A 25,775-nucleotide genomic window follows, 5' to 3' on the forward strand; every position below is an offset into this window, starting at 1 on the left:
TTTTGTGAAGAAATTTAAACGTATTTTCTTGGTCGTCATGGACTCGGTCGGAATCGGGGAGTCCCCGGATGCCGATCAGTTCGGTGACGTCGGTTCGGACACGCTCGGACATATCGCCCGTGAGCACGGTGGTTTAAACATGCCGCACATGGGCCGTCTCGGCTTGTCGAATATTAAACCGATTGAAGGAATCGAATCATCGGAGACGCCTAGCGCCTACGGACGCATGGAAGAGATTTCAGCAGGTAAAGACACGATGACCGGCCATTGGGAGATCATGGGCCTTCATATCGATACGCCGTTTCGCGTCTTCGAAGAGTTCCCGGATGACTTGATCAATCGTCTCAAAGAGTTCAGCGGTCGCGACATCATCGGTAATAAGCCGGCATCAGGCACAGAGATTTTGGATGAGCTCGGTGAAGAACACGTCAACACGGGCGCCTTGATCGTCTACACGTCGGCTGATTCGGTGCTTCAAATCGCGGCGCATGAAGAAGTCGTCCCGCTCGACGAGTTGTATCGCATCTGCGAATACGCCCGTGAAATCACGCGCGAAGACCCGTACATGCTCGGTCGCATCATCGCCCGCCCGTTCCTCGGAACACCTGGCGCTTGGGTCCGTACGTCGAACCGCCACGACTATGCGCTCAAACCGTTCGGCAAGACGGTCATGAACACGCTCGAGACGGCCGGTAAAGACGTGATCGCCCTCGGGAAAATCAGCGATATTTACGACGGCGAAGGCGTCACGAAAGCGATTCGGACGAAGTCGAACATGGACGGGATGGACAAGCTTGTCGAATCGCTCGATGAAGACTTCGAAGGACTCTGCTTCTTGAACCTCGTTGACTTTGACGCACTCTTCGGTCACCGCCGTGACCCAGAAGGCTATGCGATCGCGCTTGAAGAGTATGACGCCCGTCTACCAGAAGTGATGGAGAAGTTGCGTGAAGACGACTTGCTCATCATCACGGCCGACCACGGGAACGATCCGACGGCACCAGGCACGGACCATACGCGTGAATACGTGCCGCTCATCGTTCATCATCACGGCGCGACAGCAGTCGACCTCGGGATTCGAGGAACGTTCGCCGACATCGGCGCCACAGTCGCGGATAACTTCGATGTCGATGCACCAGCACACGGAAAGAGTTTCTTAAACGAAATTTGAGGAGGCACTACTCATGGTAAATTGGAACGAAACAAAGGCATTTTTACAGGAACGCATGAACGGAACACCAGAAATCGGACTCATCCTCGGCTCAGGACTCGGCGTCCTCGCCGATGAGATCGAGAACGCGGTCAAAATCCCTTACGAGGACATCCCGCACTTCCCGGTATCGACCGTCGAAGGACACGCTGGACAACTCGTCTTCGGTGACCTCGAAGGAAAACGCGTCGTCGCGATGCAAGGACGATTCCATTTCTATGAAGGTTACTCGATGGAACAAGTCACGTTCCCGGTCCGCGTCCTCAAATTGATCGGTGTCGAGACGCTCATCGTCACGAACGCGGCTGGTGCTTGCAACGAGTCGTTCAACCCGGGCGATTTGATGATCATCACGGATCACATCAACTTCTTCGGCACGAGCCCGCTCATCGGCAAGAACGCGAGCGACTTCGGGACACGTTTCCCAGATATGTCAGAAGCGTATGATAAAGAGCTCGTCACGTTGACGGAAGGTGTCGCTGCGAAGCTCGGCCTCTCGATTCAAAAAGGCGTCTATTTCGGAAACACAGGTCCGACATACGAGACACCAGCCGAAGTGAAGATGGCACGCCTCCTCGGCGGCGACGTCGTCGGCATGTCGACGGTACCTGAAGTCATCGTGGCCCGTCATTCGGATATGCGTGTGCTTGGCATCTCGTGCGTGTCGAACATGGCAGCCGGGATTTTAGATCAACCGCTCAACCATGAAGAGGTCATCGAGACGACAGAACGGGTCCGCCAAGACTTCCTTTCACTCGTACGCGGCACGATTCAAAGCATGTAACCACTACCCAATTAGGAGGACGAAACTTATGCGCATGGTCGATTTGATTTTGAAAAAACGTAACGGTGGCGAATTAAACGAAGAGGAGATTCGCTTCATCATCGAAGGCTTCACGAACGAGACGATTCCTGATTATCAGATGTCGGCCCTTTCAATGGCGATTTACTTTAACGGCATGACAGAGAAAGAGACGGCAGCCTTGACTATGGAGATGGTCAAGTCTGGTGACGTCATCGATCTTTCGAACATCCAAGGTAAAAAAGTCGATAAACACTCGACCGGCGGTGTCGGTGACAAAATCAGCTTAATCGTCGCTCCGCTCGTCGCGTCAATCGGCATTCCGGTCGCGAAGATGAGCGGGCGCGGTCTCGGCCACACGGGCGGGACAATCGATAAGCTCGAATCGTTCCCTGGCTTCAACGTCGAGTTGACGGAAGAACAGTTCACGAAGCAAGTCAACGATATCAAGATGTCCATCATCGGTCAGACGGGTAACTTGACGCCTGCCGACAAACGTCTTTACGCACTCCGTGACGTGACGGCGACGGTCGATTCAATCCCGCTCATCGCGAGCTCGATCATGTCGAAGAAAATCGCGGCCGGTGCCGACAGCATCGTCCTCGACGTCAAGACGGGTTCAGGCGCGTTCATGAAGTCGTTCGATGATGCAAAAGCGCTCGCTGAAGAGATGGTCGCCATCGGGAAGAACGTCGGCCGTCAAACGGTCGCCGTCATCACGGACATGGACCAGCCGCTCGGTTTCGAAATCGGGAACGCGAATGAAGTGAAAGAAGCGATCGAAGTCCTATCGGGCAAAGACGTGAACGACTTGAAGACGATTGCCCTCACGATCGCCGGCCATATGGCTGTACTTGGCGAGTTCTATCCAACGTTCGACGAGGCGTACGCTGACCTGGAGAAACGGATGGCGGATGGTCATGCCCTCGAAGTGTTCCGTCAGTTCGTAGCGGCACAAGGTGGCGACGCGTCGCTCGTCGATGACTTGTCGAAACTTCCGCAAGCGAAGTATGAGACGACGTTCGTCGCGAAACAAGCGGGTTACGTCGAGTCGATTATCGCTGACGAAGTCGGTGTGGCAGCGATGCTCCTCGGCGCAGGTCGGGCGACAAAAGATGATCAGCTCGACTTTGCGGCCGGTATCTCGCTCGAGAAGAAAGTCGGTGACAAGGTCGAAGCCGGTGACGTGATCGCCGTGCTCCGTTCGAACAAAGAAGATATGACGTCTGCGCTCGAGCGGATGGACCACGCGTATACGATCGGTGCGACAGAGCCGACGGCCCGTCCACTCGTCCACGCTGTCATCCAGTAAGTAGCAAGTCAGAACGTCTGTTTCCACAAAATAGTGGAGACAGACGGTTTTTTTTGATAGAATGGGCAATGTGTGAGTGAGAAAGACAATATGAACATAAAGGGGTAACTTGATATGAAAAAAGGATCAATGAAATTAGAGAACGGCGAAATGATCGAATTCGATTTGTTCCACGATGCGGCACCGATCACGGTTGAAAACTTCGAGAAGCTCGCGAACAGCGGTTTCTATAACGGTTTGACATTCCACCGGGTCATCCCAGGCTTCGTCAGCCAAGGCGGCTGCCCAGAAGGCACAGGCATGGGCGGCGCAGGCTACACGATCCCATGTGAGACGTCGACGTCATTCCCGTACAAGCATGAAGCCGGTTCGCTCTCAATGGCGCACGCTGGACGCAACACGGGCTCGTCACAGTTCTTTATCGTCCATGAGCCACAACCGCACCTTGATGGCGTCCACACGGTCTTCGGAAAAGTGACGTCTGGCCTCGAGTACGCGGTCAAACTTCGTCAAGGCACGAAGATGGCCGAAGTCAAAGTTTGGGACGAGAATTGATTTCTGCCTGAATCTTATGACACAATGAGCCATGTCTCTCACGTGTTCACTTAGTGAAACATGAATGACTAAAGGTGGTGAAACCAGCGATGCTGGTGAAATATAAACAATCGTACGAAAAGACGGCGATGGGCTTGCTCGCGTTCTCATGTAGCGACAAATCTCCGCTCGCCTTGCTCGAACTCGTCCGGTCCTACGAAGAAGACCCTGCCAAATTCCTTTATCTCTGGAGAGTCGGGGAAGACTTCGTCGGGATCATCGGGATGGAGCAACAAGAGACGACGATGTTCATCCATCATATTGCGCTGTCTCCGTCGTTCCGTGGCGAGAAACGTTCTTATGAACTGCTCGATGAGACCCGGAACTTATTGCCGCTCGACTTGAAGCTCGTCGGTCAAGGCAAGACCGGGGACTTGCTCGATAAATGGAATCAAGTCGTCATTTAAAAAAGCTAGGCTCAGCGCCTAGCTTTTTTGCGTGCCTCGAGCGCCCGGAGCCGCTCGGTGACGACCGGTGTCCGGTCTCGATACATATGTTTATGGACGAGCTCGTCAAACGTGAGCGCGGTCGGTTCGAATGTCGGTTTCAAGCGCTCGATTTGTCGGCGCGTCGATTTGTCGAGCGGCAGCGTCTCGGGGAGCGGCCAACACTCCAAATCCTCGGCGAACGTTTCCACATCGATGCCGTGCCCCTCGAGCTCGGTCGCGGCCAGCCCAAGTTTCTGTTGTAACGCCGCGATGCTCTTTTTCGCCCCGGCCGTATTGCCGCGGCGGGCATGGTAATGGGCGACGGCGTACTGAATCAAAGCGGCGTAACCTAAATCTTGACGGCCTCCGTCTTGCCATGCTTCCTCGAGCACTTCGTGGCATTCGAAATAATCGGCATGGCATTCAAACAAGAGCGTATACTGGATTAAAGGCGTTGACATCAAATTTCTCCTTTCGTGGTCACGGTACTACAAAACATGTTATACTAAAGCGCAAAAATGTAAATGGCAGGTGTCTCTATGGAAGCGTACAACGTCAAAATCGATACGTTCGAAGGTCCGCTCGACTTGCTGCTCCACTTGATCGGCAAGATGGAGCTCGACATCGCGGACATCTCTGTCTCCGAGGTCACGGACCAGTATGTCGCCTTTATCCGGACGATGCAAAAATTTGAGCTCGATGTGGCCAGTGAGTATTTGGTCATGGCGGCGACGTTGCTCCAATTGAAGAGCAAGCAGCTGTTGCCACCGGTACCGGTCGAAGAGGATGACATTCCTGACTTCGGCGAAGAACCGACCCGCGAAGGGTTGATTCGACAGTTGATTGAATATAAGGCCTATAAAGAAGCGGTCGTGTTCATGCGCGAGCAGGAAGAGTCTCGGCTCGAACTGTACAGCCGTCCGGGCGAAGATTTGACGCGCTATATGTCCGACCTCGTCCAACCGTACGACGGACCGCTCAACTTCTCGGACTTGTTGCACGCCTATTCGAAGATGGTCGAGCGCAAGCGGTGGAAAGAACGCCGCAAGAAGACGATCAAACGCGAAGAACGGACGCTGGAGGAGCAGATGACGCGGTTGCACGAGCATGTCTCGGCAGCAGGGACGACCTCGTTCTTTTCGTTTTTTGAAGAGCGGCCCGATGTCTCCGACCTCGTCGTCACGTTCATGGCGTTGCTTGAGCTAATCAAGTTGCGTGTCGTCACGACCAAACAAGAAGAACGGGACATTCAAATCTCGTTCGTCGAATCATCAAAGGAAAGGAATGAAGCCGTTGCTGTCTTATGAAACGATTATTGAGAGTCTACTGTTCGTCGTCGGTGAAGAAGGGATGGAAGTGCGTGCTCTCGCGGATACGCTCGACATTTCGGAAGCCGCCGCCCGCGAACAGTTGAGTAAGCTAGAAGTATCGTTTAAAGACTCCGGTCGCCCGTTCCAATTGATTGAATCGGCGGGCGTGTACAAGCTCGTGACGGTCCCCGAGGTATCCGAGTATATTCAGCGTTACGTTGGCACGATGGCCGAACAAGCGTTGTCTCGGGCCGCGATGGAGACGCTCGTCATCATCGCGTACAAGCAACCGGTCACCCGGGCCGATATCGAAGAAGTTCGGGGCGTCAAAGTCGAACGCGTCATCCATACGCTGTTATCAAAAGGGTTGATTGAGTCGGCGGGCCGGGCCAAGACGATTGGACGGGCCAAGTTGTACCGCACGACCGAGCATTTCCTGGACCATTTCGGGTTTAATTCACTTGATGAATTGCCCCCATTAACGTTTGAAGACGAGCTCTCGGACGAAGGCGATTTGTTCTTCGGCCAGCCGTCTGCGATTATGCAAGATAGATTGGAGAATGAATAAATGGAACGTTTACAAAAAGTGATTGCCCAAGCAGGTGTCGCCTCACGGCGCAAAGCCGAAGAAATGATTTTAGATGGACGGGTCCGCGTCAACGGGAAAGTCGTGCGCGAACTCGGGACGAAAGTCGGACCGAAGTCTGAAGTCGAAGTCGACGGTGTGAAAATCGAACAAGAAGAGCATGTCTACTATGTCCTCTACAAGCCGAGCGGTTACGTCTCGACGGTCGAAGACGATAAAGGTCGTAAAGTCATCACCGACCTCGTCCCACCCGGATCACGTGTCTTCCCGGTCGGACGTCTCGACTATAACACGACGGGACTCATCATCTTGACGAACGATGGAGAGTTCTCGAACATGATGACCCATCCGAAGTTCAAAATCCCGAAACGCTATGTGGCGAAAGTGAAGAACATTCCTTCGTATATCGCGATGAAACAACTCGAGTCGGGCGTCGAGCTCGATGACGGATATAAGACGGGCAGTGCCCAAGTGAAGATGAAGACGGTCGACCATAAGAAAAACTCGGCCATTCTAGAAATCGTCATCTCGGAAGGCCATAACCGTCAAATCCGCCGCATGCTCGAAGCAGTCGGTTCGGAAGTCATCAAATTGAAGCGCGAACAGTTCGGTTTCTTGACGCTCGACGGTCTCACGACGGGCGAATGGCGTGAACTGTCACGTAAAGAAGTATCCAAGTTGCGTGAACTTGCCAACCCGACCGTACCCCCTGTACAACGAGGCAAGAAAAAGAAAAAATAACAACTAAAAAATCGTCCTGAGATAGGATGATTTTTTAGTTTGTGGAGATTGTGTGACAAAAAGATGAAAAAAGTCTGTTAATGTGCGTTTTTGGTGTTTTTTCAGTACAATAACAACTGAAGGATGGTGTGAACTCATGACGAAAGAAACAAAGTCGGGTGATCGCATGAATCAGGCGATGGCCCATAAGAAAAAACGGTCATTTTGGCGGCTCATGATCATGACGATGGTCCTGTTCGCAGGAGCGGTCGTCATCATGCAATTGATTGAACAAGCCGGTAACGACGGACGGGTCGAGGCCGGTGACGATGCGCCGAACTTCAAGCTCGTCAGTTTAGACGGGACGACGATGGTCGAGCGCGAGACATACGACGGCAAAGGGCTGCTCGTGAACTTCTGGGGCACGTTCTGTGAACCGTGTGAGAAAGAGATGCCGGTCGTCCAGGAAAACTATGCGGCCCTTCAAGACATGGGCGTCGATTTTTGGGCGGTCAATGTCGGTGAGACACCGCTCCGGGTCGATAACTTTGTGAACGACCTCGGCGTCAAGCTCGACTATCCGATTTTGATGGACACGCGCAGCGAAGTCGAGAAGGCGTACGGGATTTATAACTTGCCGGTCACGTTCGTCATCGATGCCGATGGCAAAGTGATTGAAAAGTACGAAGGTGAACTCACGAAAGAGAAACTGATGGAGTTGGCCGAGAAGTCATTGTAAGCGAACGGGGGGCGCACATATGCTAGATATGAAATACGACGGCGCCGATTTACGATCGAAGCGTCGTCCACGGTCATGGATTGATCGGGTGTGGAGCTTTTTTGCATCGGTCAAGGTCGGACTATGGCTTATCGGGCTCATCATCGTCGGATCGGCGGTCGGAACGATTTTTCCGCAAGAGATGTATATTCCGCAACAGTTGCCGGCGAGCCAGTATTATACGGACGAGTACGGGACACCGGGAACGATTTATTACACGTTAGGATTCCATAACCTTTATACATCGTGGTGGTACATCACGTTGATCGTCATGCTGACGTTATCGCTCATCGTCGTGTCAATCGACCGATTTTTCCCGCTATATAAAGCGTTGAAAAACCAGCCGGTCCGACGTACCGATCGCTTCATGCGCGGACAACGTCTGATTGGGGAAGGCAAAGGCTCGGACGAACAAATCGATGCGTTCGGCGACGCCTTAAAAGCGAAGCGCTATCAAGTGAAGCGTGACGGCGACGCCTTACTCGCCGAAAAATACCGTTTTGGCCGTTGGGGCCCATACGTCAACCACATCGGGCTCGTCATCTTCTTCATCGGGGCGATGCTACGCGTCTTCCCGGCATTCCATACGGACACGCTCGAATGGGTGCGCGAAGGCGATACGGTTCCGCTCGAGGCGACGGATGATGAATATTATCTCCGCAACGATCAATTCATTTTAGAGATGTATGATCCGGAAAACAACGCCGAAGATGCGAAGTTTGCCGAGGCAATCGAAAAAGCGGGTGCAGTCCCAAAAAACTATGAGACGGAATTGACGCTGTTCAAGAAGACCGGAACGAACGAGGACGGATCGCCGCAACTCGAGGAAGTCGATACCGGTTCGACGAAAGTGAACCATCCGTTCAAGTTTGAAAAATATGAAGTGTATCAAGAACAGTATTCGAGTCGGCCAGAGTTCTTGTCGATGTCATTCAATGTCGCTGATAAAGAGACAGGCGACGTGTATGGACCGTTCACGGTCGATTTGACAAACCCGGAGACGACATACGACCTCGGTGACGTCACGGTCAAACTGAACGACTTGTATCCGGACTTTGAGGTCAAGGACGGCCAGCCGAACACGAAATCGCCACGGGCGCTCAATCCGGCCTTCTTCATGGCGATTGACACGCCGGACGGCACGACCGAATCGAACTTGATCGGGATTCGCTTGAACGTCGCCGACGAGGAGAACCGCTATGCGGTCCAATTCGCCGGGACGGAGATGGCGAGCACGAGCGGTCTGCGCGTCAAGAGTGACTCGACGTATCCAGTGTTAATCGTCGGGGGAATCATCTTCATGGTCGGGATCGTGATGGGTATGTATTGGCCGCACCGTCGCATCTGGATTCGCCGTCACGGCGAGACGGACGTGCTTGTCGCCGGTTTCACGAACAAGAACCCATCTTCACTTAACCGCGAAATCACACCGCTCCTAGAGAAACATGGCCTGCCGATCTGGGAAGATCAGGCACGGTTTGAAAAAAAGACAGACGACAACTCAACCAATGAAAGAGGGGAATCATAATGGAGTGGATTCAGTGGAGCAGTCGTTTGCTCTTCATCGCGTTCATCCTGTACGCCGTCGCGACCGTGTTGTTCACGATCGCGGTCAGCGGGATGCGCAAGGACCGCAACGTCAACCGTATCGCCTATGGAAAGTATGCGTTCATTCTGGCGGTCATCGGCTTTATCGCCCAAATGGGATATTTTATTTTACGGTGGGTCGGGGTCGGCTATGCGCCGGTATCGAACCTATACGAATACACGACGTTCTTCGGAATGATGATGGTGCTTGGCTTCCTCGTCGTGTATGGCATTTATAAGAATGATGTGCTCGGGTTGTTCGCTATGCCGGTGGCGTTGCTCGTCATCGCGTTCGCCTCGATGTTCTCGAGCGAAGTGGCACCGCTCATCCCAGCCTTGAACAGTGTCTGGTTGAAGATTCACGTCACGACCGCAGCGCTCGGACAAGGGATTCTGGCCATCAGCTTTGCATCAGGCCTCATCTTCTTGCTAAACGAGACATCGATGCGCGAGCAGTCGAAGTCTCGGACGTGGCTTGAAGTCACGATGTTCGTACTCATATGTACGCTCGGCTTCATTCTCGTCTCGATGCTCTTCAAGGCGATTGGCGCCGGTGGCGTCGTTGAGTTCACGAACGATCGCGGAACGCAAGAGTCGTATGAGTACTTCATGCCGATGCTGTTCGTACCGGAAGGGGCGCAACTTGTCTCTGGTGCCAGCGGCTTGTCACTCGAGTTGCCGACGTTCATCAACACGTTGAAATTGAACACACTCATCTGGTCGGTCATCGCCGGCGTCGTGATTTATGTGTTGCTCCGTTTCGTCATCTTACGCAAGCGCGTCGCCGAGGCGTTACAGCCGCTCGCGAAAAAGGTCGACCTCGACCTCGCTGACGAGATCAGTTACCGTTCGATCGCCATCGGCTTGCCGGTGTTCATTCTCGGGGGCCTCATCTTCGCCATGATTTGGGCCCAAATCGCCTGGAACCGTTTCTGGGGCTGGGACCCGAAAGAAGTGTGGGCGCTCATCACGATGCTCATCTATATCTATTACTTGCATATGCGGATCCAGCGAGGCTGGACGGGAACGAAAGCGGCTTGGCTCTGTGTCGGTGGATTCGCCGTCATCATGTTCAACCTCGTCTTCGTCAACCTTGTCATCGCCGGTTTGCATTCATATGCGTAAACAAAGAAGTCACTCCGGTGGCTTCTTTTTTCATGGCGCTATCAACTGACCGTTGTGAAGCCAAATAATAGAGTGGTATAGTTATGAAAGAGAGCGAAATGTTCACAATTGTGCAACAATCGCTACATCTTGTAATGGTTCGATTAGGAGGTTTAATGGATGGCTAATAAAACAAAAATTTTAGTGGTCGACGACGAGGAAAGAATTCGCCGCCTATTAAAAATGTATTTGGAACGGGAACAGTACGTGATTGTCGAAGCGACGAACGGGGAAGAGGCGTTACAGCTCGCCCTCGAGCATAATTTCGATGTCATCCTGCTTGATTTGATGATGCCGAAAATGGACGGTGTCGAGGTGTGTACCGAACTTCGCAAATCGAAAGCGACGCCGGTCATCATGTTGACGGCGAAAGGGGAAGAAGTCGACCGTGTCCAAGGGTTCGAGGTCGGGGCCGACGATTATATCGTCAAACCGTTCAGCCCGCGTGAGGTCGTCCTACGCGTCAAGGCGCTCCTCCGCCGTTCAGGATCGACCAAATATTTACGTACGGCTGAAAAATCAAAAGACTTAATCGTCTTCCCGCATTTGACGATCGACAACGACGCGCACCGTGTCACGGTCGACGGGGAAGAGATTGCGCTCACGCCGAAAGAGTATGAATTGTTGTTCTTCTTGGCCAAGCAAGTTGACAAAGTGTTCTCACGGGAACAGTTGTTAAAAGAAGTATGGAACTATGAATTCTTTGGAGACCTTCGAACGGTCGACACACACGTGAAGCGACTCCGGGAAAAGTTGAACCGGGTCTCTCCAGAAGCCGCGCACATGATTACGACGGTATGGGGTGTCGGTTACAAGTTCGAAGTCGTCAGTGAGTGATGATTCGCCGCAATAGCATCGTCACAAAGCTGTGGTTGACGATTCTCGTGTTGGTCAGTCTTATCTTGTTCATCGTCTCCGTTCTGATGCTCGAGTTTTTCAACTCGTTTCATATTGATCAGGAACGAGGCCATTTGGCCAAACTCGGGGGACAAGTTCAATCCGTACTGCTCCAAGAAGGGGACGCATCGCGGACGGTTGATCAAATCATCGAAGTGTACGGCGCCAACTATATATTGGAGAACGGGACGGTCCGCTCGAATTTCGGGACCGAAGTCGATGGGCTCATGACCGAACTCGGACGTCAAGACTGGGAAGCGTATCAAGCCGTCGGAGAGACGTCGATCGGGAACTTCTCGTCGTTTGACGACCAGGCCGCGCTCGCATACCGGACGACGTTCTCACTCGAGACGGGCGAGTATACGCTTTATTTGATTGAACCGCTTGATGCGATCTCGAGTGCGAACGAAGGGGCCCGGACGATCATCTTTTGGACGGTCGCCTCGGCCATCATCGTCACGACCGTGTTCGCGTTCTTCTTATCGACGCGCATCACGGCACCGCTCCGGGAGATGCGCGACGCCGTCAACAAGACAGGGGAAGGGCAGTTCGACCTGCGCCTCGTTCAAAAGTCGAACGATGAGATCGGCGAACTGGCCGGCTCGTTCAACGCGATGAGCAGCCAGCTGTCGACGTATGTGAACGCGCTCGATCGGGAACGGCTACAATTGGCCTCGATTTTACGGTCGATGGCCGATGGGGTCATCACCCTCGACCGCCATGCGAACGTCATCGTGACGAATCCTCAAGCCCAACCGCTCCTCATTGACGAGCAACCGCACGAAGTCGTGTTGTCGCTCTATGAGGACGTCGTCGCCGGGGCTCCGGAGAAGACGATTGAAGTGAAACAGCACGACCATTATTACACGTTGACCGTGACACCGCTTCTTGGCGAGGACGATTTCGAAGGGGCCGTCGTCGTCATCCGTGACACGACAGAGAGCCATCGCCTCGACAAGATGCGGACCGATTTCGTCGCCAACGTCAGCCATGAACTCCGGACCCCGCTCGTGACGCTCCAAGGGTATTCCGAGGCGATTATCGACGGCATGACCGAGAGTGATGATGCGACGAAAGAATTCGCTTCCATCATCTATGATGAGTCACTCCGGCTCGCCCGTCTCGTCAACGATTTACTCGACTTGGCACGAATTGAATCAGGCAAAGAGACGATGCAATTCGCAACGTTCGACCTCGGTGAGTTTTTACCGCGCGTCATGCGCAAGTTCAACCAGATGGCGAACGAGAAAGGGATCACCCTCTCGACTGAGGCTCCGCGTCACACGATTGAGGCGGACGGGGACCGATTGGAACAAGTGTTCACGAATTTAATCGGCAATGCCATCGCACATACCGAGTCCGGTTCGATTCGACTCGAAGCGAGCGCAGAAGAGACCGGCTTCATGATCCGTCTGTCCGACACGGGCAGCGGCATCCCGAAAGAAGATTTACCGTTCGTGTTCGAACGGTTTTACAAAGCGGATAAAGCACGGACGAGCGGCGGCAAGGCAGGTACCGGAATCGGTCTCGCCATCGTCAAGAACGTCATCGATGCCCATCACGGCACGGTCGACGTCTCAAGCGCGCTCGACGAAGGGACGACGTTCACAATCCGTCTCCCGTACACGCAACCGCAGGCATAACGACAATGGTGACTCCTATGGGTCACCATTTGTGGCATAAAGGAGGAAATGACATGAAACTGTACACACGAGGCGGGGACAAGGGCGAGACGTCGCTCATCGGTGGACGCGTCTTGAAAGTCCATCCCCACATCCAGGCGATGGGACTGTTAGATGAGTTGAACAGTCAGATCGGTCTCGCGCTCGCCCATCAGACGGACGAGACGCTCCGGACCCAATTGACACGAATCCAGCACGACTTGTTCGATCTCGGCTCGGAGCTGATGTATAAACAAGACCCGCCGCAACAAGTCGATTTAGTGATCGTCACCGAGCTTGAGACGTGGATTGACGAGCTTGAGGCCAAATGTCCTGAGCTCGTCCGGTTCATTTTGCCGGGAGGCAGTGTCGGAGCGGCAAGCCTGCATGTGGCGCGCACCGTCTGTCGCCGTGTCGAACGAGAACTTGTCAATGTCGATGCAGCCGTCCGTCAACTCCCGTACTACAATCGATTGAGTGATTACTTATTTACTGCGGCCCGTTACGCCAACGTCGTGGCCGGTGTGCCTGATCAAGAGTACGCCCGCGGTGCCGATGTCTTTAAAACGAAAAAGAAGAAGGAGTAGATCCAGTTATGAAAGGAATCGAACAATTTCAACAGCGATTGCACTATTCGGTCTACCCGACCCAAAAATTCAAGACGACGACATGTCTCGTCTCGTTCGCGGCGCCATTGTCGCCTGAGACGATTGCAGCCCGCGCCTTGTTGCCGTATGTGATGGAGAAGGCGACGGAAGCCTATCCGTCGATCGAACTGTTCCACACGCCGCTCGAACAACTGTATGACGCAAGCCTGTACGCCGGGGCCTCAAAAGTCGGCAAAGAGCATATCATCCAGTTCCAGCTTGAAGTCGTGAACGATGAACTCGTCGGCGAACCGGTGCTCGCTCAAGCCATCAAACTGCTCGAGGAAGTGCTACTTCGTCCGAACGCCTATGACGGGGCGTTCCAACCGCTCATCGTCGAGCAAGAGGCTCGTCTACAGCGTCAACGGATCGAATCGGTATACGATGACAAGATGCGCTTTGCCCAACAACGTCTACAAGAGCTGCTCGGCGAAGAACTCGCCATCCCATCGCTTGGGACACTTGACCAGTTGGAGCACGTGACACCTCGGACGTTGTTCGAGGCGTATGAAGCGATGATCCGTCACGACCGCGTCGACGTCTATGTCGTCGGGGACGTCAGTCGTGAACAAGTGACGGACGCGTTCGCCCCGCTCGAAGGGCTCGGAGAACGTCTCGTTCGGGAGTATCCCCAGCCGGTCGACCGTGAGTTTCAACGGCTCGAGGAACATCAAGCCATCAATCAGAGCAAGTTGCACCTTGCCTATCAAGTCGACATCGACCCGAGAAGTGAGGACGCCGTCCGGATGCAAGTCGTCAACGGCTTATTCGGCGGCTTCCCGCACTCGAAACTGTTCATGAACGTCCGCGAAAAAGAGAGCTTGGCCTATTACGCGGCCTCGCAGTATAGCTCGCTCAGCCGGATGTTGTTCGTCTACTCCGGAATCGATGCCTCGAACCAGGCCAAGACCGAGGCGATTATCGCCGACCAGCTAGCCGACCTTCAAGCCGGCACGTTCGAGGATGAGACGCTCGAACAGACGAAAGCAATGTTATTCCATCAGCGTCGCCAACTCGGCGACAATCCGCGCCAACTGATCGCTTGGATGAGCGGTTCGGACATCCGTCCGTTCTCGCTCGACGAAGAGATGGCGATTATCGAACGGACGTCGCGTCAAGACGTGGCCGCGCTCGCGAACCGATTGACGCTACAGGCCGTCTATTGTTTAAAGGGGGGAACCGCATGAAACTCGATTTTCCAAACGTCGGAGAGACGCTTCATCATACCGTCCTCGAGAACGGATTGACGGTTTACTTATTGAAAAAGACCGGCTATGAGAAAACGTACGCCACGTTCACGACCAAATACGGGTCGATTGATCGTCGGTTCAAGCTAGAGGACTGGGTCGACGTACCGGACGGGATCGCCCATTTCCTCGAGCATAAGATGTTCGAGAAAGAGGACGGCGACGTGTTCCAACAATTCGGACGCCTCGGTGCGTCGGCGAACGCGTTCACGTCGTTCACCCGGACGGCATATTTGTTCGGTGCGACGTCGAACGTCAGTGAGAACTTGAAGACGTTAATCGACTTCGTCCAAGCGCCGTACTTTACAGAAGCATCGGTCGAAAAAGAGAAAGGCATCATCGGTCAAGAGATTCAGATGTATCAAGACAATCCAGGTTGGAGGCTCTACTTCGGTTTGATTGAGGCGATGTACGCCGAACACCCGGTAAAAATCGATATCGCCGGGACGATCGACTCGATCAGTGCCATTACGGCGGACGATTTGTATCGTTGCCACCAAGCGTTCTATCATCCGAGCAACATGGTGCTGTTCGTCGTCGGGAATATCGACCCGGACGCCATCCTCGCGGAAATCACCGCCAATCAGGCGGCGAAGACGTTCCCACAGCCGCTGTTGACAGCGCGGGAAGAAATCGAGGAGCCGGAGACGGTGCATCTGGCCGAACGCATTATCGAGATGGACGTATCGGTGCCGAAAGTGATGATTGGGTATAAAGACATGCCGCTTGCCGGCAAGGATGGCATGAAGCAAGAGCTCATCGTCGAGCTCCTTATGCATGCCTTGTTCGACACGACGGCACCGCTCTATGCGGAACTGTATGCCGAAGGATTGATTGATGACGCGTTCTCGTTCGACTATACGTCAGAAGAGACGTTCGCCTTCGCCGTCCTGTCGATAGAGACGCCACACGTCGAGACGTTCGTCGATCGGATTACGTCCGCCCTCGAGCGTCCGCTCGAACTCGGCGTCGAGACACTCGATCGCAAGAAGCGCATGATGAAAGGGCAGTTTTTGAAGGCGCTCAACTCACCTGAGTTCATCGCTAACCAGTTCTCACGCTATGCGCTCAGTGGCGGTAATATGTTCGACATCCCTGATCTGCTCGATGCGATTTCACTCGACGATCTGTACGCCGCGTATGACCGTCTATTCCAAGCCGATCAACGGACCGTCTGCATCGTCAAGAAGCCGTGACGACGCTCATCACGGGAGCGAGCGGGGCAATCGGTCGTGCCGTCGCCCTGTCGTTCCGGGACGATGACCTCATCTTGCAGGCGCATACGCAGGCGGAATCGCTCCGTGCATTCGTCGCGAGCGAAGGACTGACGGCTGACGTCGTCACGTGTGACCTCGATGATGAGACCGGGCTCGAGACTTGGCTCGACACACTCGGACCGGTCGACCGCATCATCCACGTCGCCGGCAATCATGCCTACGGGTTGCTCGTCGACCAGTCGCTCCTCGAACTCGATCGGCTGTACCGGATTCATGTCCGCTCGATGGTCCGGCTCGTGCAGCACGTCGTCGGGCAAAAAGCGTACGACCTCCCCCTAGATATCGTCGTCGTCTCGAGCGTCTGGGGTGAGGTCGGTGCGGCCGGGGAAGTCCTCTATTCGACGGTCAAGGCCGCCCAACTCGGATTCGTCAAAGCGTTCGCGCGTGAGGCGGGACCGTTTCATGTCCGTATCAACGCGGTCACACCGGGGTGGATTGACACTCCGATGAATGATACGGTAGAAGAGACGAAACAAACGGCCCGTGAGGAGATTCCGCTCGGCCGGTTAGGCGGACCTGAGGAAGTGGCGGAGACGATTCGTTTTCTTTGCTCCCCGGCTGCAGCCTATATGACCGGTGCCGTGCTCCGTATCGATGGCGGTTGGGTGTGAAACTTTGTCGTCACGACTGAAACGAGTTCTTTTCAATTCTTCTAAAATAATTTAGAATGAACAAGGTAGCGAGCACACATCGGAAAGGGTGGACGAGATGGATCATAAGTTCGAAGAATGGTATCTCGAATATGAACTTTGCCAAAATCGGCCCGGTATCCTGGGGGATATCGCTTCCCTGATGGGGATGCTTCAAATCTCAATCGTGACGATTAACGGCGTCGATCTCCAGCGCCGCGGCATGCTGTTAAAGGCCCCGGCCGCGGATCACGTCCATCGTCTGGAACATATTTTGCGCAAGATGGAAGCCATCGTCGTCATCAAGCTCCGGCGACCGAAGCTTCGCGACCGAATCGCGATTCGACATGGGCGCTACATCGAGCACGACAATGACGACAAGAAGACGTTCAAATTCGTCCGCGAGGACTTAGGTGTCCTCGTCGACTTCGTCGCCGAACTGATGAAAGAAGAACGGCACTTGTTGATCGGGGTGCGCGGCAATCCGCGTGTCGGGAAGACCGAGTCGATTGTTGCGGCGAGCGTCTGTGCGAACAAGCGCTGGCTGTTCCTGTCATCGACGCTCATGAAGCAAACGGTACGGACCTCGCTGTTCGAAGAAGAACGCGAAGGGGACCACGTCTATATCATCGACGGTGCCGTCTCGACGCGGACGATGGATGAACGCCATCGTCAATTGATTCGAGAAGTCATGCGGTTGCCGTCCGTGAAAGTCATCGAGCATCCGGACCTATACGTGCGCAACACCGATTGCGTGTTCGAAGACTTTGATTACATCATCGAACTGAGGAACTCACAAGATGAGGAGATTATCATTCCTCAAGAGACACATCGTGAGGCAGAATGGTTTGAATAACTACTTGAATGGAAGGTGTGGACCCCTGTGACAGAACTAGGGACTTTTTTGAAACAAAGGCGTGAGGCGAGCGGTTTGACGCTCGACCAAATCCAGCAGACGACGAAGATTCAAAAACGCTATATCATCGCGATCGAGGAAGGTGATTACAAAAATCTCCCTGGCTCGTTCTATGCACGGGCGTTCATTAAAACGTATGCGGAATCGTTAGGACTTGATGTCGATGAACTGTACGAGACGTATGCGAAAGACTTGCCGAAAATCGAGCCGCAACCGACCGTTCAATTATCGCGAAAGCAAACCTATTCGAAAGCGTCCGAGACGTCGAGCCGTGTCTCGCGTTGGGTACCGAAAGTCATGCTCGTGCTCGTCGCGTTCCTGTTGATGACGGCCGTCTATTACGTCGTCCGAAACCTTGATTTCGGCGACCAAAACGCGTCACCGACTGAACAGACGAACTCGGGTGTAACCATTGATCAAAACAAGGACGTGCCGGAAGAAGAGCCGGTCGAAGAAGAACCACCGGCTGAAGAACCGGTCGAAGAAGAACCGACAGAAGAGACGGGACCGATTGCGGTCGCGTCGACGAACGGGGCAGACCTCACATATGAGATCGCGACGGCCGATAAACTGACGACGGAGATTCATGTGAAAGAGTCGCCGGCGACATATGTCGGTGTTCGGGACACCTCACTCGAGGGAGCGTTCCTCGCTCCGGAATATCCGAACCAATCGAAACAAAACCCGATTGTCATCGAGGACGCGGAGACGGATACGCTTCGCATCCGAATCGGCTTGATCGGTGGGGTCGAGAAAATTGTTGTCAATGGCCGGGAGCTTGAATTAGCCGACTCGCCGGTCACACAAAATATATTTGTAAAGAGAGTCGACGCAGAATAAGTTGACTCTCCTTCTAGAGGAGGAGTTCTCGATGAACCTACCTAACCGTTTGACGATGTTACGGGTGTTGCTCATCCCCGTGTTCGTCGTCTTACTCGCCGTAGATTTTGATTGGGGAGACATCGCTTTCCTCGGGGCGGACGTACCGCTCCATCAATTCATCGCCGCGGTCATCTTTACGATTGCCGCTATCACTGACTGGCTTGACGGGCATCTCGCCCGGAAGCACAACTTGGTCACCAACTTTGGGAAATTCATGGATCCGCTCGCTGACAAACTACTCGTCACGGCGGCACTTGTCCTGCTCGTCGAGATGGATCTCGTCGCGGCATGGGTCGTCGTCGTCATTCTCTCGCGTGAGTTCGCGGTGACGGGACTTCGTCTCGTGGCGGCCGATGAAGGAATCGTCGTCGCGGCCGGGAAGTCGGGCAAAGCGAAGACATGGGTCCAACTCTTTGCCATCATCTTCCTGCTGTTCGGCAACCCGATTTTCAGCTATGTCGGCATCCCGTTCGGCGAATGGGCCATGTGGCTCGCGCTCGTCTTGACGATTTACTCAGGGGCCGAATATTTCGCACAAAACTATAAGATCATTGTAAAGTCGATGTAACCATCGGCATAGACGAGTTGTTCAGCTTGGCCGAACAGCTCGTTTTTTTATTGGGAGGAGGAATTTGGATGAAACGCACCGAAATCATTGCGGTAGGCTCTGAACTGCTCTTAGGGGAAATCACGAACACGAACGCCCGTTACTTATCAGAACAGCTGTCGAAATATGGGTTGTCCGTGCTGTATCATGTAGTCGTCGGAGATAATCAGGAACGTTTGCGAGCGACATTCGAACAAGCGCGATCACGAAGTGAATTCGTCATCGTCACTGGCGGCCTTGGGCCGACGGCGGATGATATCACGAAGACGACACTCGCCGAGGTGCTCGGTCGTCCACTCATCCGTGACGAGGCATCGCTCGAGACGATCCATCGTTTCGTCGCCTCGCGCGGACGCGAGCCGAACGAAGGGGACGCGCGGCAAGCAGACGTCTTAACCGGGGCCGAAGTGCTCACCAACCCGGTCGGTCTCGCGCCCGGGATGTGGATCGAGGACGAACCGACATGGCTGTTGTTACCGGGTGTCCCGTGGGAGATGAAAGCGATCGTCGACGCCACGTTCCCAGAAAAATTCGGCGGGATGACCATCGTCTCTGAATCGTTGCGCTTTTATGAAATCGGTGAGTCGGCGCTCGACGCGGCCGTCGTCGATTTGATGACCGGGTCGAACCCGACGGTCGCCCCATACGCCGAGTCGGGCGAGGCACGACTGCGCATCAGCGCCCGCGCCGATACTGAGACCGTGGCGCGGGAGATGATTGAACGGGTCAAACAGGATATTTTGGCGCGGGTCGGTCACTATTACTTCGGTTCAGACGAGGATACGCTCGCCGCACGGCTGATTCACGAGTTACAAGCGCGCAAGGCGACGCTGTCGATTGCCGAGTCGCTCACGGGCGGTCAAGCCCAAGCGATGCTCACGGCCGTTCCAGGAGCATCCTCGGTGTTCAAGGGCGGGGTCGTCACGTACTCCGACGAGCTAAAAAATAGGTTTTTAGGGGTGTCCCTTGATACAATTGATTCACACTCGGTCGTCTCAAAAGAAGTCGCCTTTGAAATGATCCTCGGTCTGACGCGTCAGACCGGAACGGATTATGGGCTGGCGTTCACCGGCGAGGCCGGTCCGACGTCAAATTCGGGTCAGCCGGTCGGAAAAGTGTTCATCGGCATCCGGTCACCGGACGGGATTGACGTGATTGAACGTGATTACCCGCATCAAGAGCGGCATGTCATTCAAGCCCGGGCTACGAAAGACGGAATGTGGGCGCTCCTGCAACAAATGAAAAAAGGCGAATAAACGTTCGCAAAAAACTTGTGTATCGTCTTCGCTTCGCTTATAATGAAAGTATCAATCAAAGGAGGCTCATTAATCTATGAGTGATCGTAAACAAGCGTTAGAAATGGCATTACGCCAAATTGAGAAACAATTCGGTAAAGGCTCAATCATGCGCCTCGGTGAAAATACAGATCAGCAAGTTTCGGTGACCCCGTCAGGCTCAATCGCCCTCGACATCGCCCTCGGTGCAGGTGGTTATCCACGTGGTCGTGTCATCGAAGTGTACGGACCTGAATCGTCAGGTAAGACGACGGTGGCGCTTCATGCTATCGCTGAAGTTCAAAAGCGCGGCGGACAAGCTGCCTTCGTCGACGCCGAGCACGCGCTCGACCCGAAATACGCACAAAACTTGGGCGTCAACATCGATGAGTTGCTCTTATCACAACCGGATACAGGGGAACAAGCCCTTGAGATCGCGGAAGCCCTCGTCCGCTCTGGTGCGGTCGATATCCTCGTCGTCGACTCGGTTGCGGCACTCGTTCCGAAAGCCGAGATTGAAGGGGAGATGGGAGACTCACACGTCGGTCTTCAAGCCCGCCTCATGAGCCAAGCGCTCCGTAAATTGTCTGGTGCGACGAACAAGTCGAAGACAATCGTCATCTTCATCAACCAAATCCGTGAGAAAATCGGAATCATGTTCGGTAACCCGGAAACGACACCTGGTGGTCGTGCCCTCAAGTTCTATTCGTCGGTCCGTCTCGAAGTCCGTCGTGCTGAAACGCTCAAACAAGGTCAAGACATGGTCGGGAACCGGACGAAAATCAAAGTCGTCAAAAACAAGATCGCGCCACCGTTCAAGACGGCAGAAGTCGATATCATGTACGGCGAAGGAATCTCGCGTGAAGGCGAGCTCATCGACATCGGGGCCGACCTCGATATCGTTCAAAAGAGCGGCGCGTGGTACTCGTACAACGAGGAGCGTCTCGGTCAAGGCCGTGAGAACGCGAAGCAGTATATGAAAGAGAACCCGTCGGTGGCCGCATCGGTCGAAGAACGGATTCGCGACCACTACGGTCTCAACGGTGAAAAGACGGTCACAGTCGAAGCTGACAACGATGACGTCCTCTCACTTTTAGACGAAGAGTAAGTAACGTTTCTCGCCTGACATGGTTCAGGCGAGATTTTTTTAGTATAATTTTTTTGATGAATTGGTAGTTCTATCCTGTCCGTGCATTGCATTCTAACAGGTAAATAAGTACAATAAAGCTATACGCGGGCTCGCTCGCGTTTTCATTCATGAAAAAATAAAATAACCTTGCGAAAGGGAGGTGAACATGATGGAATGGCTATTAGAGCTTATTCTGATCCTCCTTTTGCCGATAGCTTTTGTTGCAGGTTTTTTTGTGCGTAAATCGATCGCCGAAGCGAAGATTCAAGGTGCCGAGACGGAAGCGACCAAGATTGTAGAGCAAGCGCGACAACAATCGGAAGCGATGCAAAAAGAAGCACGGCTTGAAGTAAAAGAAGAGATGATTCAACTTCGCAATGAAACCGAACAAGAATTGCGCGAACGACGTGAAGAGCAGAAAGTGAAAGAAAATCGTTTCGTCCAAAAGGAAGAGCTTCTCGACCGGAAAGCAGACATGCTTGAACGGAAAGAAGACGCCCTGGATGAACGTGAGGCTGCACTCGCGAAACGGAAGCGTGAAGCGGAAACGCTCGAGAGCAAAGTGGAGGAATTATATGAGGAGGCACGCCAAGAACTAGTACGCGTGGCAGCCTTGTCGAAAGAAGAAGCACGGACCATCATCATGGACGAAGCGAAGCAGGAAGCGCTTCACGATGCTGCTCTCCTTCAAAAAGAAATCGAGCAAAAAGCAAAATTAGAAGCTGATAAAAAAGCGAAACACCTCTTGTCTCTCACGATGCAACGTTATGCGGCCGAACACGTCGCCGAGACGACCGTGTCAGTCGTCAACTTGCCGAGTGATGAGATGAAAGGGCGGATTATCGGACGTGAAGGACGTAACATCCGCACGCTCGAGACACTCACCGGCATCGACCTCATCATCGATGACACGCCGGAAGCGGTCATCCTATCTGGATTTGACCCGGTCCGTCGTGAAATCGCCAAGATGACGCTCGAAAAACTCGTTCAAGACGGTCGGATCCATCCGGCCCGCATTGAAGAGATGGTCGAGAAATCACGTCGTGAAGTCGATGAGCGCATCCGTGAATACGGGGAAGAAGCGACATTCTCAGCCGGCATCCACGGCGTCCACCCGGACCTCGTCAAGACGCTCGGTCGAATGCGTTACCGGACGAGTTACGGTCAAAACGTGCTCGCCCACTCGGTCGAAGTGGCCCACCTCGCCGGCATGATGGCCGCCGAGCTCGGGGAAGACGTCACGCTCGCCAAACGAGCGGGTCTCCTCCACGATATCGGGAAAGCCATCGACCATGAAGTCGAAGGCAGCCACGTCGAGATTGGTGTCGAACTCGCCACGAAGTACAAAGAGCATCCAGTCGTCATCAACTCGATTGCCTCGCACCATGGGGACGTCGAAGCGACGTCGACGATTGCGGTCCTCGTCGCAGCGGCTGACGCCTTGTCAGCGGCACGTCCAGGAGCCCGTCAAGAGACGCTCGAAAGCTATATCCGACGCCTTGAGCGCCTCGAAGCGATCTGTGAGTCGTTCGAAGGAGTCGAGAAGTCATATGCCATCCAAGCGGGACGTGAAGTCCGGATCATCGTCCGCCCAGACGTCGTCGATGACGTCGTGGCGAACAAGATGGCCCGCGACATCTGTAAACGGATCGAAGATGAGCTTGACTATCCAGGCCAAATCAAAGTGACGGTCATTCGCGAAACGCGTGCCGTCGATTATGCGAAGTAACAAGAGCGGAGACATTCTCCGCTTTTTCTATTGGAGGAGGACAAGACTATGAAAATCTTATTTATCGGCGACGTGGTCGGAAAACCAGGTCGCGACATCTTGAGCGCCCAAATTGGACGCTTAAAAAGCAAATATAGCCCGACGTTCATGCTCGTCAACGGTGAAAACGCAGCCAACGGGCGCGGTATCACAAAAAAAATATACCAACAATTTCTTGAGCTTGGGTTCCATGGCGTGACGATGGGGAATCATACTTGGGACAACCGTGACATCTTTGACTGGATCGATGATGCTGACCGCATCGTCCGTCCGGCCAACTATCCTGACGGCACGCCGGGTGTCGGGATGATGGTGTTGAAACAAGGCGGGAAGAAGCTCGCCGTCATCAACGCGATGGGCACGGTGTTCTTGCCGTCGCTCGACTGTCCGTTCCGTACCGTCGACGCCCTCGTCGAAGAGATTCGGGGCGAGGTCGACGCGATTTTCGTTGACATGCACGCCGAGGCGACGAGTGAGAAGATTGCGATGGGGTATCACCTTGACGGGCGCGTCCAAGCCGTCGTCGGCACCCATACGCACGTCCAGACGGCTGACAACCGCATCCTACAAAACGGTACGGCGTACATCACCGACGTCGGGATGACGGGTCCGCTCGACGGGGTGCTCGGCATGGATGCCGAGGTCGTCTTAAGAAAATTCATCACCCAGCTCCCGGTCCGGTTTGAAGTTGCCGAGGGACGGGAACAACTAAATGGAGTTTTAATCACAATCGATGACCAATCGAAACGAGCCACGAAAATCGAACGCATACACCTAGATGATCAGACCGTATGGTTTGATTGAACAACCTACCCGAGGGGGAAACAAGAATGGACGTACTCAAAGTTTCGGCAAAATCGAATCCTAACTCCGTGGCGGGTGCACTCGCTGGCGTACTTCGTGAAAAAGGAACGTGTGAGATTCAAGCAATCGGCGCTGGAGCGCTCAATCAATCCATCAAAGCGGTCGCGATCGCGCGTGGTTTCGTCGCGCCGAGCGGGCTGGATTTGATTTGCATCCCGGCGTTCACCGATATTATGATTGACGGAGAAGAACGAACGGCAATCAAGCTCATCATCGAACCAAGATGAGCTTGCGGTCGGGACATAGGTCCTATTCTTGTAAGAGAAGCCATCGGCGCGGATGGCTTCTCTTTTTTGTCTGGAAAATCGACGTTCTATCTTCTCAGGTTCGTCATTTTATGACAAGATGAAAGAGAACGTGAAGTTCGATTAAGAGATGAAGAGGGGGACGTTTTCAATGGAACAGCTCGTGTCTACGACAGAGAAGGAAGCAACGACACCTGTGATGAAAGCGATTCAAAAACATACGGCCGGATTCGGGGCCCAATTGGTCGAAGTGCCAATCCCGACACCAGGAGCCGGGGAAGTGTTAATCAAAGTGAAAGCGACATCGATTTGCGGGACCGATGTCCACATTTATGAGTGGGACGACTGGGCAAAGAGCCGGGTCAAACCGCCATACGTGTTCGGTCACGAGTTCGCGGGGGAAGTCGTGGCGCTCGGGGAAGGAACGAAACGCATCCAAATCGGACAGACCGTATCGGCCGAGACGCATATCGTCTGTCACCAATGTAAACAGTGTTTGCGCGGGCAGTATCACATCTGTAAGAACACGAAAATCATCGGTGTCGACACGCAAGGCTGTTTCGCTGAATACGTCGTCATGCCCGAAGAGAACTTGTGGGTCAATCCAGAGTCGATGCCGGCCAAGCTCGCCTCGATTCAAGAGCCGCTCGGAAACGCCGTCCATACAGTGCTCGCGAGTGACGTGTCGGCCAAGTCGGTCGCCATCGTCGGGTGTGGGCCAATCGGGCTCATGGCCGTCGGCGTCGCCAAGGCGGCGGGCGCGAGCCGCGTCTATGCGATTGATGTCAACCCGTACCGGTTGAAGCTCGCCGAAGACATGGGGGCGGACGTCGTCATCAATAGCCTCGAGCAAAATCCGCTCGAGCTGATCATGGATCAGACGGACGGGGACGGTATCGATGTCGTCTGTGAGATGAGCGGGCATCCGGTCGCCATCGACCAGGCGTTCAAGATGGTCACGGCCGGCGGGGACGTCAATGTGTTGTCACTCCCAGCCAAGCCGGTCGCCATCGACTTGACGCGTGACGTCGTCTTCAAAGGGGTGCGCGTTCAGGGCATCACCGGACGTAAGATGTATGAGACGTGGGGTCAAGTGTCGACGCTACTCGCGACAGGTCAGCTGAACGTAGAACCGATTATCACGCACGTGTTCAAGCTTGAGGAGTTCGAGCAAGGTTTCGAGCTTATGCGTGCCGGGAAATGTGGAAAGGTCGTCTTAATACCATAACAGGGGGAATCGA

General features: G+C 53.9%; 27 protein-coding genes. 26 read left to right on the forward strand and 1 reads right to left on the reverse strand.

Annotated elements, in window-relative coordinates:
• The first annotated feature begins 4 nt into the window (after positions 1-4).
• The 5 genes from deoB (at position 5) to KNP82_RS05745 (ending at position 4,325) form a co-directional block, all read left to right on the forward strand.
• Positions 5-1,171, forward strand: coding sequence for a phosphopentomutase (deoB, locus tag KNP82_RS05725; protein WP_058763853.1), 1,167 nt, complete (start codon positions 5-7; stop codon positions 1,169-1,171).
• Positions 1,172-1,184: 13 nt separating this feature from the next.
• On the forward strand, positions 1,185-1,994 hold the full coding sequence (locus KNP82_RS05730) for a purine-nucleoside phosphorylase (RefSeq protein WP_021067633.1): 810 nt from the start codon (positions 1,185-1,187) through the stop codon (positions 1,992-1,994).
• A gap of 28 nt (positions 1,995-2,022) precedes the next feature.
• The gene (locus KNP82_RS05735; RefSeq protein ID WP_214827303.1) at positions 2,023-3,324 is read left to right on the forward strand and encodes a pyrimidine-nucleoside phosphorylase; all 1,302 of its coding nucleotides are present in this window, start codon (positions 2,023-2,025) and stop codon (positions 3,322-3,324) included.
• Positions 3,325-3,438: 114 nt separating this feature from the next.
• The gene (locus KNP82_RS05740; protein ID WP_214798409.1) at positions 3,439-3,879 is read left to right on the forward strand and encodes a peptidylprolyl isomerase; all 441 of its coding nucleotides are present in this window, start codon (positions 3,439-3,441) and stop codon (positions 3,877-3,879) included.
• An 89-nt stretch (positions 3,880-3,968) separates the two neighbouring features.
• Positions 3,969-4,325, forward strand: coding sequence for a GNAT family N-acetyltransferase (locus KNP82_RS05745; protein WP_021067630.1), 357 nt, complete (start codon positions 3,969-3,971; stop codon positions 4,323-4,325).
• A gap of 11 nt (positions 4,326-4,336) precedes the next feature.
• On the opposite strand, the gene KNP82_RS05750 is transcribed toward KNP82_RS05745, so the two are convergent.
• On the reverse strand, positions 4,337-4,807 hold the full coding sequence (locus tag KNP82_RS05750) for a DUF309 domain-containing protein (RefSeq protein ID WP_214827307.1): 471 nt from the start codon (positions 4,805-4,807) through the stop codon (positions 4,337-4,339).
• Positions 4,808-4,885: 78 nt separating this feature from the next.
• On the opposite strand from KNP82_RS05750, the gene KNP82_RS05755 reads away from it, so the two are divergent.
• From KNP82_RS05755 to tdh, 21 genes are all read left to right on the forward strand, one after another.
• On the forward strand, positions 4,886-5,653 hold the full coding sequence (locus KNP82_RS05755; RefSeq protein ID WP_058763846.1) for a segregation and condensation protein A: 768 nt from the start codon (positions 4,886-4,888) through the stop codon (positions 5,651-5,653).
• Positions 5,631-6,224: an SMC-Scp complex subunit ScpB gene (gene scpB / locus KNP82_RS05760; protein ID WP_021067627.1), complete on the forward strand. Its 594-nt coding sequence runs from the start codon at positions 5,631-5,633 to the stop codon at positions 6,222-6,224. The genes KNP82_RS05755 and scpB overlap by 23 nt, the downstream gene beginning before the upstream one ends.
• Positions 6,225-6,983 carry a pseudouridine synthase gene (locus KNP82_RS05765; RefSeq protein ID WP_021067626.1) on the forward strand — a complete coding sequence of 253 codons (759 nt, stop codon included), beginning with the start codon at positions 6,225-6,227 and terminating at the stop codon, positions 6,981-6,983.
• Positions 6,984-7,119: 136 nt separating this feature from the next.
• Positions 7,120-7,701, forward strand: a complete 582-nt coding sequence (locus tag KNP82_RS05770; protein ID WP_214798406.1) for a redoxin domain-containing protein — start codon at positions 7,120-7,122, stop codon at positions 7,699-7,701.
• A 19-nt stretch (positions 7,702-7,720) separates the two neighbouring features.
• Positions 7,721-9,268: a cytochrome c biogenesis protein ResB gene (gene resB, locus KNP82_RS05775; RefSeq protein ID WP_251128652.1), complete on the forward strand. Its 1,548-nt coding sequence runs from the start codon at positions 7,721-7,723 to the stop codon at positions 9,266-9,268.
• On the forward strand, positions 9,268-10,452 hold the full coding sequence (gene ccsB, locus KNP82_RS05780; RefSeq protein WP_214798402.1) for a c-type cytochrome biogenesis protein CcsB: 1,185 nt from the start codon (positions 9,268-9,270) through the stop codon (positions 10,450-10,452). Before resB ends, ccsB begins: the two co-directional genes overlap by 1 nt.
• A gap of 159 nt (positions 10,453-10,611) precedes the next feature.
• Entirely contained in the window at positions 10,612-11,328 is a 717-nt protein-coding gene (locus KNP82_RS05785) for a response regulator transcription factor (protein ID WP_021067622.1), read from the forward strand.
• A complete protein-coding gene (locus tag KNP82_RS05790; RefSeq protein WP_058763840.1) occupies positions 11,328-13,031 on the forward strand; it encodes a sensor histidine kinase in 1,704 nt (567 codons plus the stop codon). Before KNP82_RS05785 ends, KNP82_RS05790 begins: the two co-directional genes overlap by 1 nt.
• Before the next feature lie 53 nt (positions 13,032-13,084).
• Positions 13,085-13,636: a cob(I)yrinic acid a,c-diamide adenosyltransferase gene (locus KNP82_RS05795; protein WP_021067620.1), complete on the forward strand. Its 552-nt coding sequence runs from the start codon at positions 13,085-13,087 to the stop codon at positions 13,634-13,636.
• Between the two features lie 8 nt (positions 13,637-13,644).
• Positions 13,645-14,883 carry an EF-P 5-aminopentanol modification-associated protein YfmF gene (gene yfmF, locus KNP82_RS05800; protein WP_214798399.1) on the forward strand — a complete coding sequence of 413 codons (1,239 nt, stop codon included), beginning with the start codon at positions 13,645-13,647 and terminating at the stop codon, positions 14,881-14,883.
• Entirely contained in the window at positions 14,880-16,139 is a 1,260-nt protein-coding gene (yfmH, locus tag KNP82_RS05805) for an EF-P 5-aminopentanol modification-associated protein YfmH (RefSeq protein ID WP_214827308.1), read from the forward strand. Before yfmF ends, yfmH begins: the two co-directional genes overlap by 4 nt.
• On the forward strand, positions 16,136-16,831 hold the full coding sequence (gene ymfI / locus KNP82_RS05810; RefSeq protein ID WP_131471223.1) for an elongation factor P 5-aminopentanone reductase: 696 nt from the start codon (positions 16,136-16,138) through the stop codon (positions 16,829-16,831). Before yfmH ends, ymfI begins: the two co-directional genes overlap by 4 nt.
• Before the next feature lie 97 nt (positions 16,832-16,928).
• Complete coding sequence (locus KNP82_RS05815; protein WP_021067616.1) at positions 16,929-17,705, forward strand: YmfK family protein; 777 nt, start codon at positions 16,929-16,931, stop codon at positions 17,703-17,705.
• Positions 17,706-17,753: 48 nt separating this feature from the next.
• Positions 17,754-18,605, forward strand: a complete 852-nt coding sequence (locus tag KNP82_RS05820; RefSeq protein WP_251128653.1) for a helix-turn-helix domain-containing protein — start codon at positions 17,754-17,756, stop codon at positions 18,603-18,605.
• A 31-nt stretch (positions 18,606-18,636) separates the two neighbouring features.
• Positions 18,637-19,215 (forward strand): CDP-diacylglycerol--glycerol-3-phosphate 3-phosphatidyltransferase, encoded by a 579-nt coding sequence (gene pgsA / locus KNP82_RS05825; RefSeq protein ID WP_021067614.1) that lies wholly within the window; start codon positions 18,637-18,639, stop codon positions 19,213-19,215.
• Between the two features lie 68 nt (positions 19,216-19,283).
• Positions 19,284-20,510: a competence/damage-inducible protein A gene (locus KNP82_RS05830; RefSeq protein ID WP_021067613.1), complete on the forward strand. Its 1,227-nt coding sequence runs from the start codon at positions 19,284-19,286 to the stop codon at positions 20,508-20,510.
• Between the two features lie 76 nt (positions 20,511-20,586).
• Positions 20,587-21,636 (forward strand): recombinase RecA, encoded by a 1,050-nt coding sequence (gene recA, locus KNP82_RS05835; protein WP_021067612.1) that lies wholly within the window; start codon positions 20,587-20,589, stop codon positions 21,634-21,636.
• A gap of 187 nt (positions 21,637-21,823) precedes the next feature.
• Positions 21,824-23,386 (forward strand): ribonuclease Y, encoded by a 1,563-nt coding sequence (gene rny, locus KNP82_RS05840; protein ID WP_029595337.1) that lies wholly within the window; start codon positions 21,824-21,826, stop codon positions 23,384-23,386.
• 48 nt (positions 23,387-23,434) lie between these two features.
• Positions 23,435-24,229 carry a TIGR00282 family metallophosphoesterase gene (locus KNP82_RS05845; RefSeq protein WP_131471221.1) on the forward strand — a complete coding sequence of 265 codons (795 nt, stop codon included), beginning with the start codon at positions 23,435-23,437 and terminating at the stop codon, positions 24,227-24,229.
• A gap of 26 nt (positions 24,230-24,255) precedes the next feature.
• Positions 24,256-24,516, forward strand: a complete 261-nt coding sequence (locus KNP82_RS05850; protein ID WP_012726477.1) for a stage V sporulation protein S — start codon at positions 24,256-24,258, stop codon at positions 24,514-24,516.
• Positions 24,517-24,685: 169 nt separating this feature from the next.
• On the forward strand, positions 24,686-25,762 hold the full coding sequence (tdh, locus tag KNP82_RS05855; RefSeq protein ID WP_051627709.1) for an L-threonine 3-dehydrogenase: 1,077 nt from the start codon (positions 24,686-24,688) through the stop codon (positions 25,760-25,762).
• Positions 25,763-25,775 lie beyond the last annotated feature (13 nt).

Origin of the sequence: Exiguobacterium sp. s26 (assembly GCF_018618235.1) — a bacterium.
Lineage (GTDB): Bacteria > Bacillota > Bacilli > Exiguobacteriales > Exiguobacteriaceae > Exiguobacterium > Exiguobacterium chiriqhucha.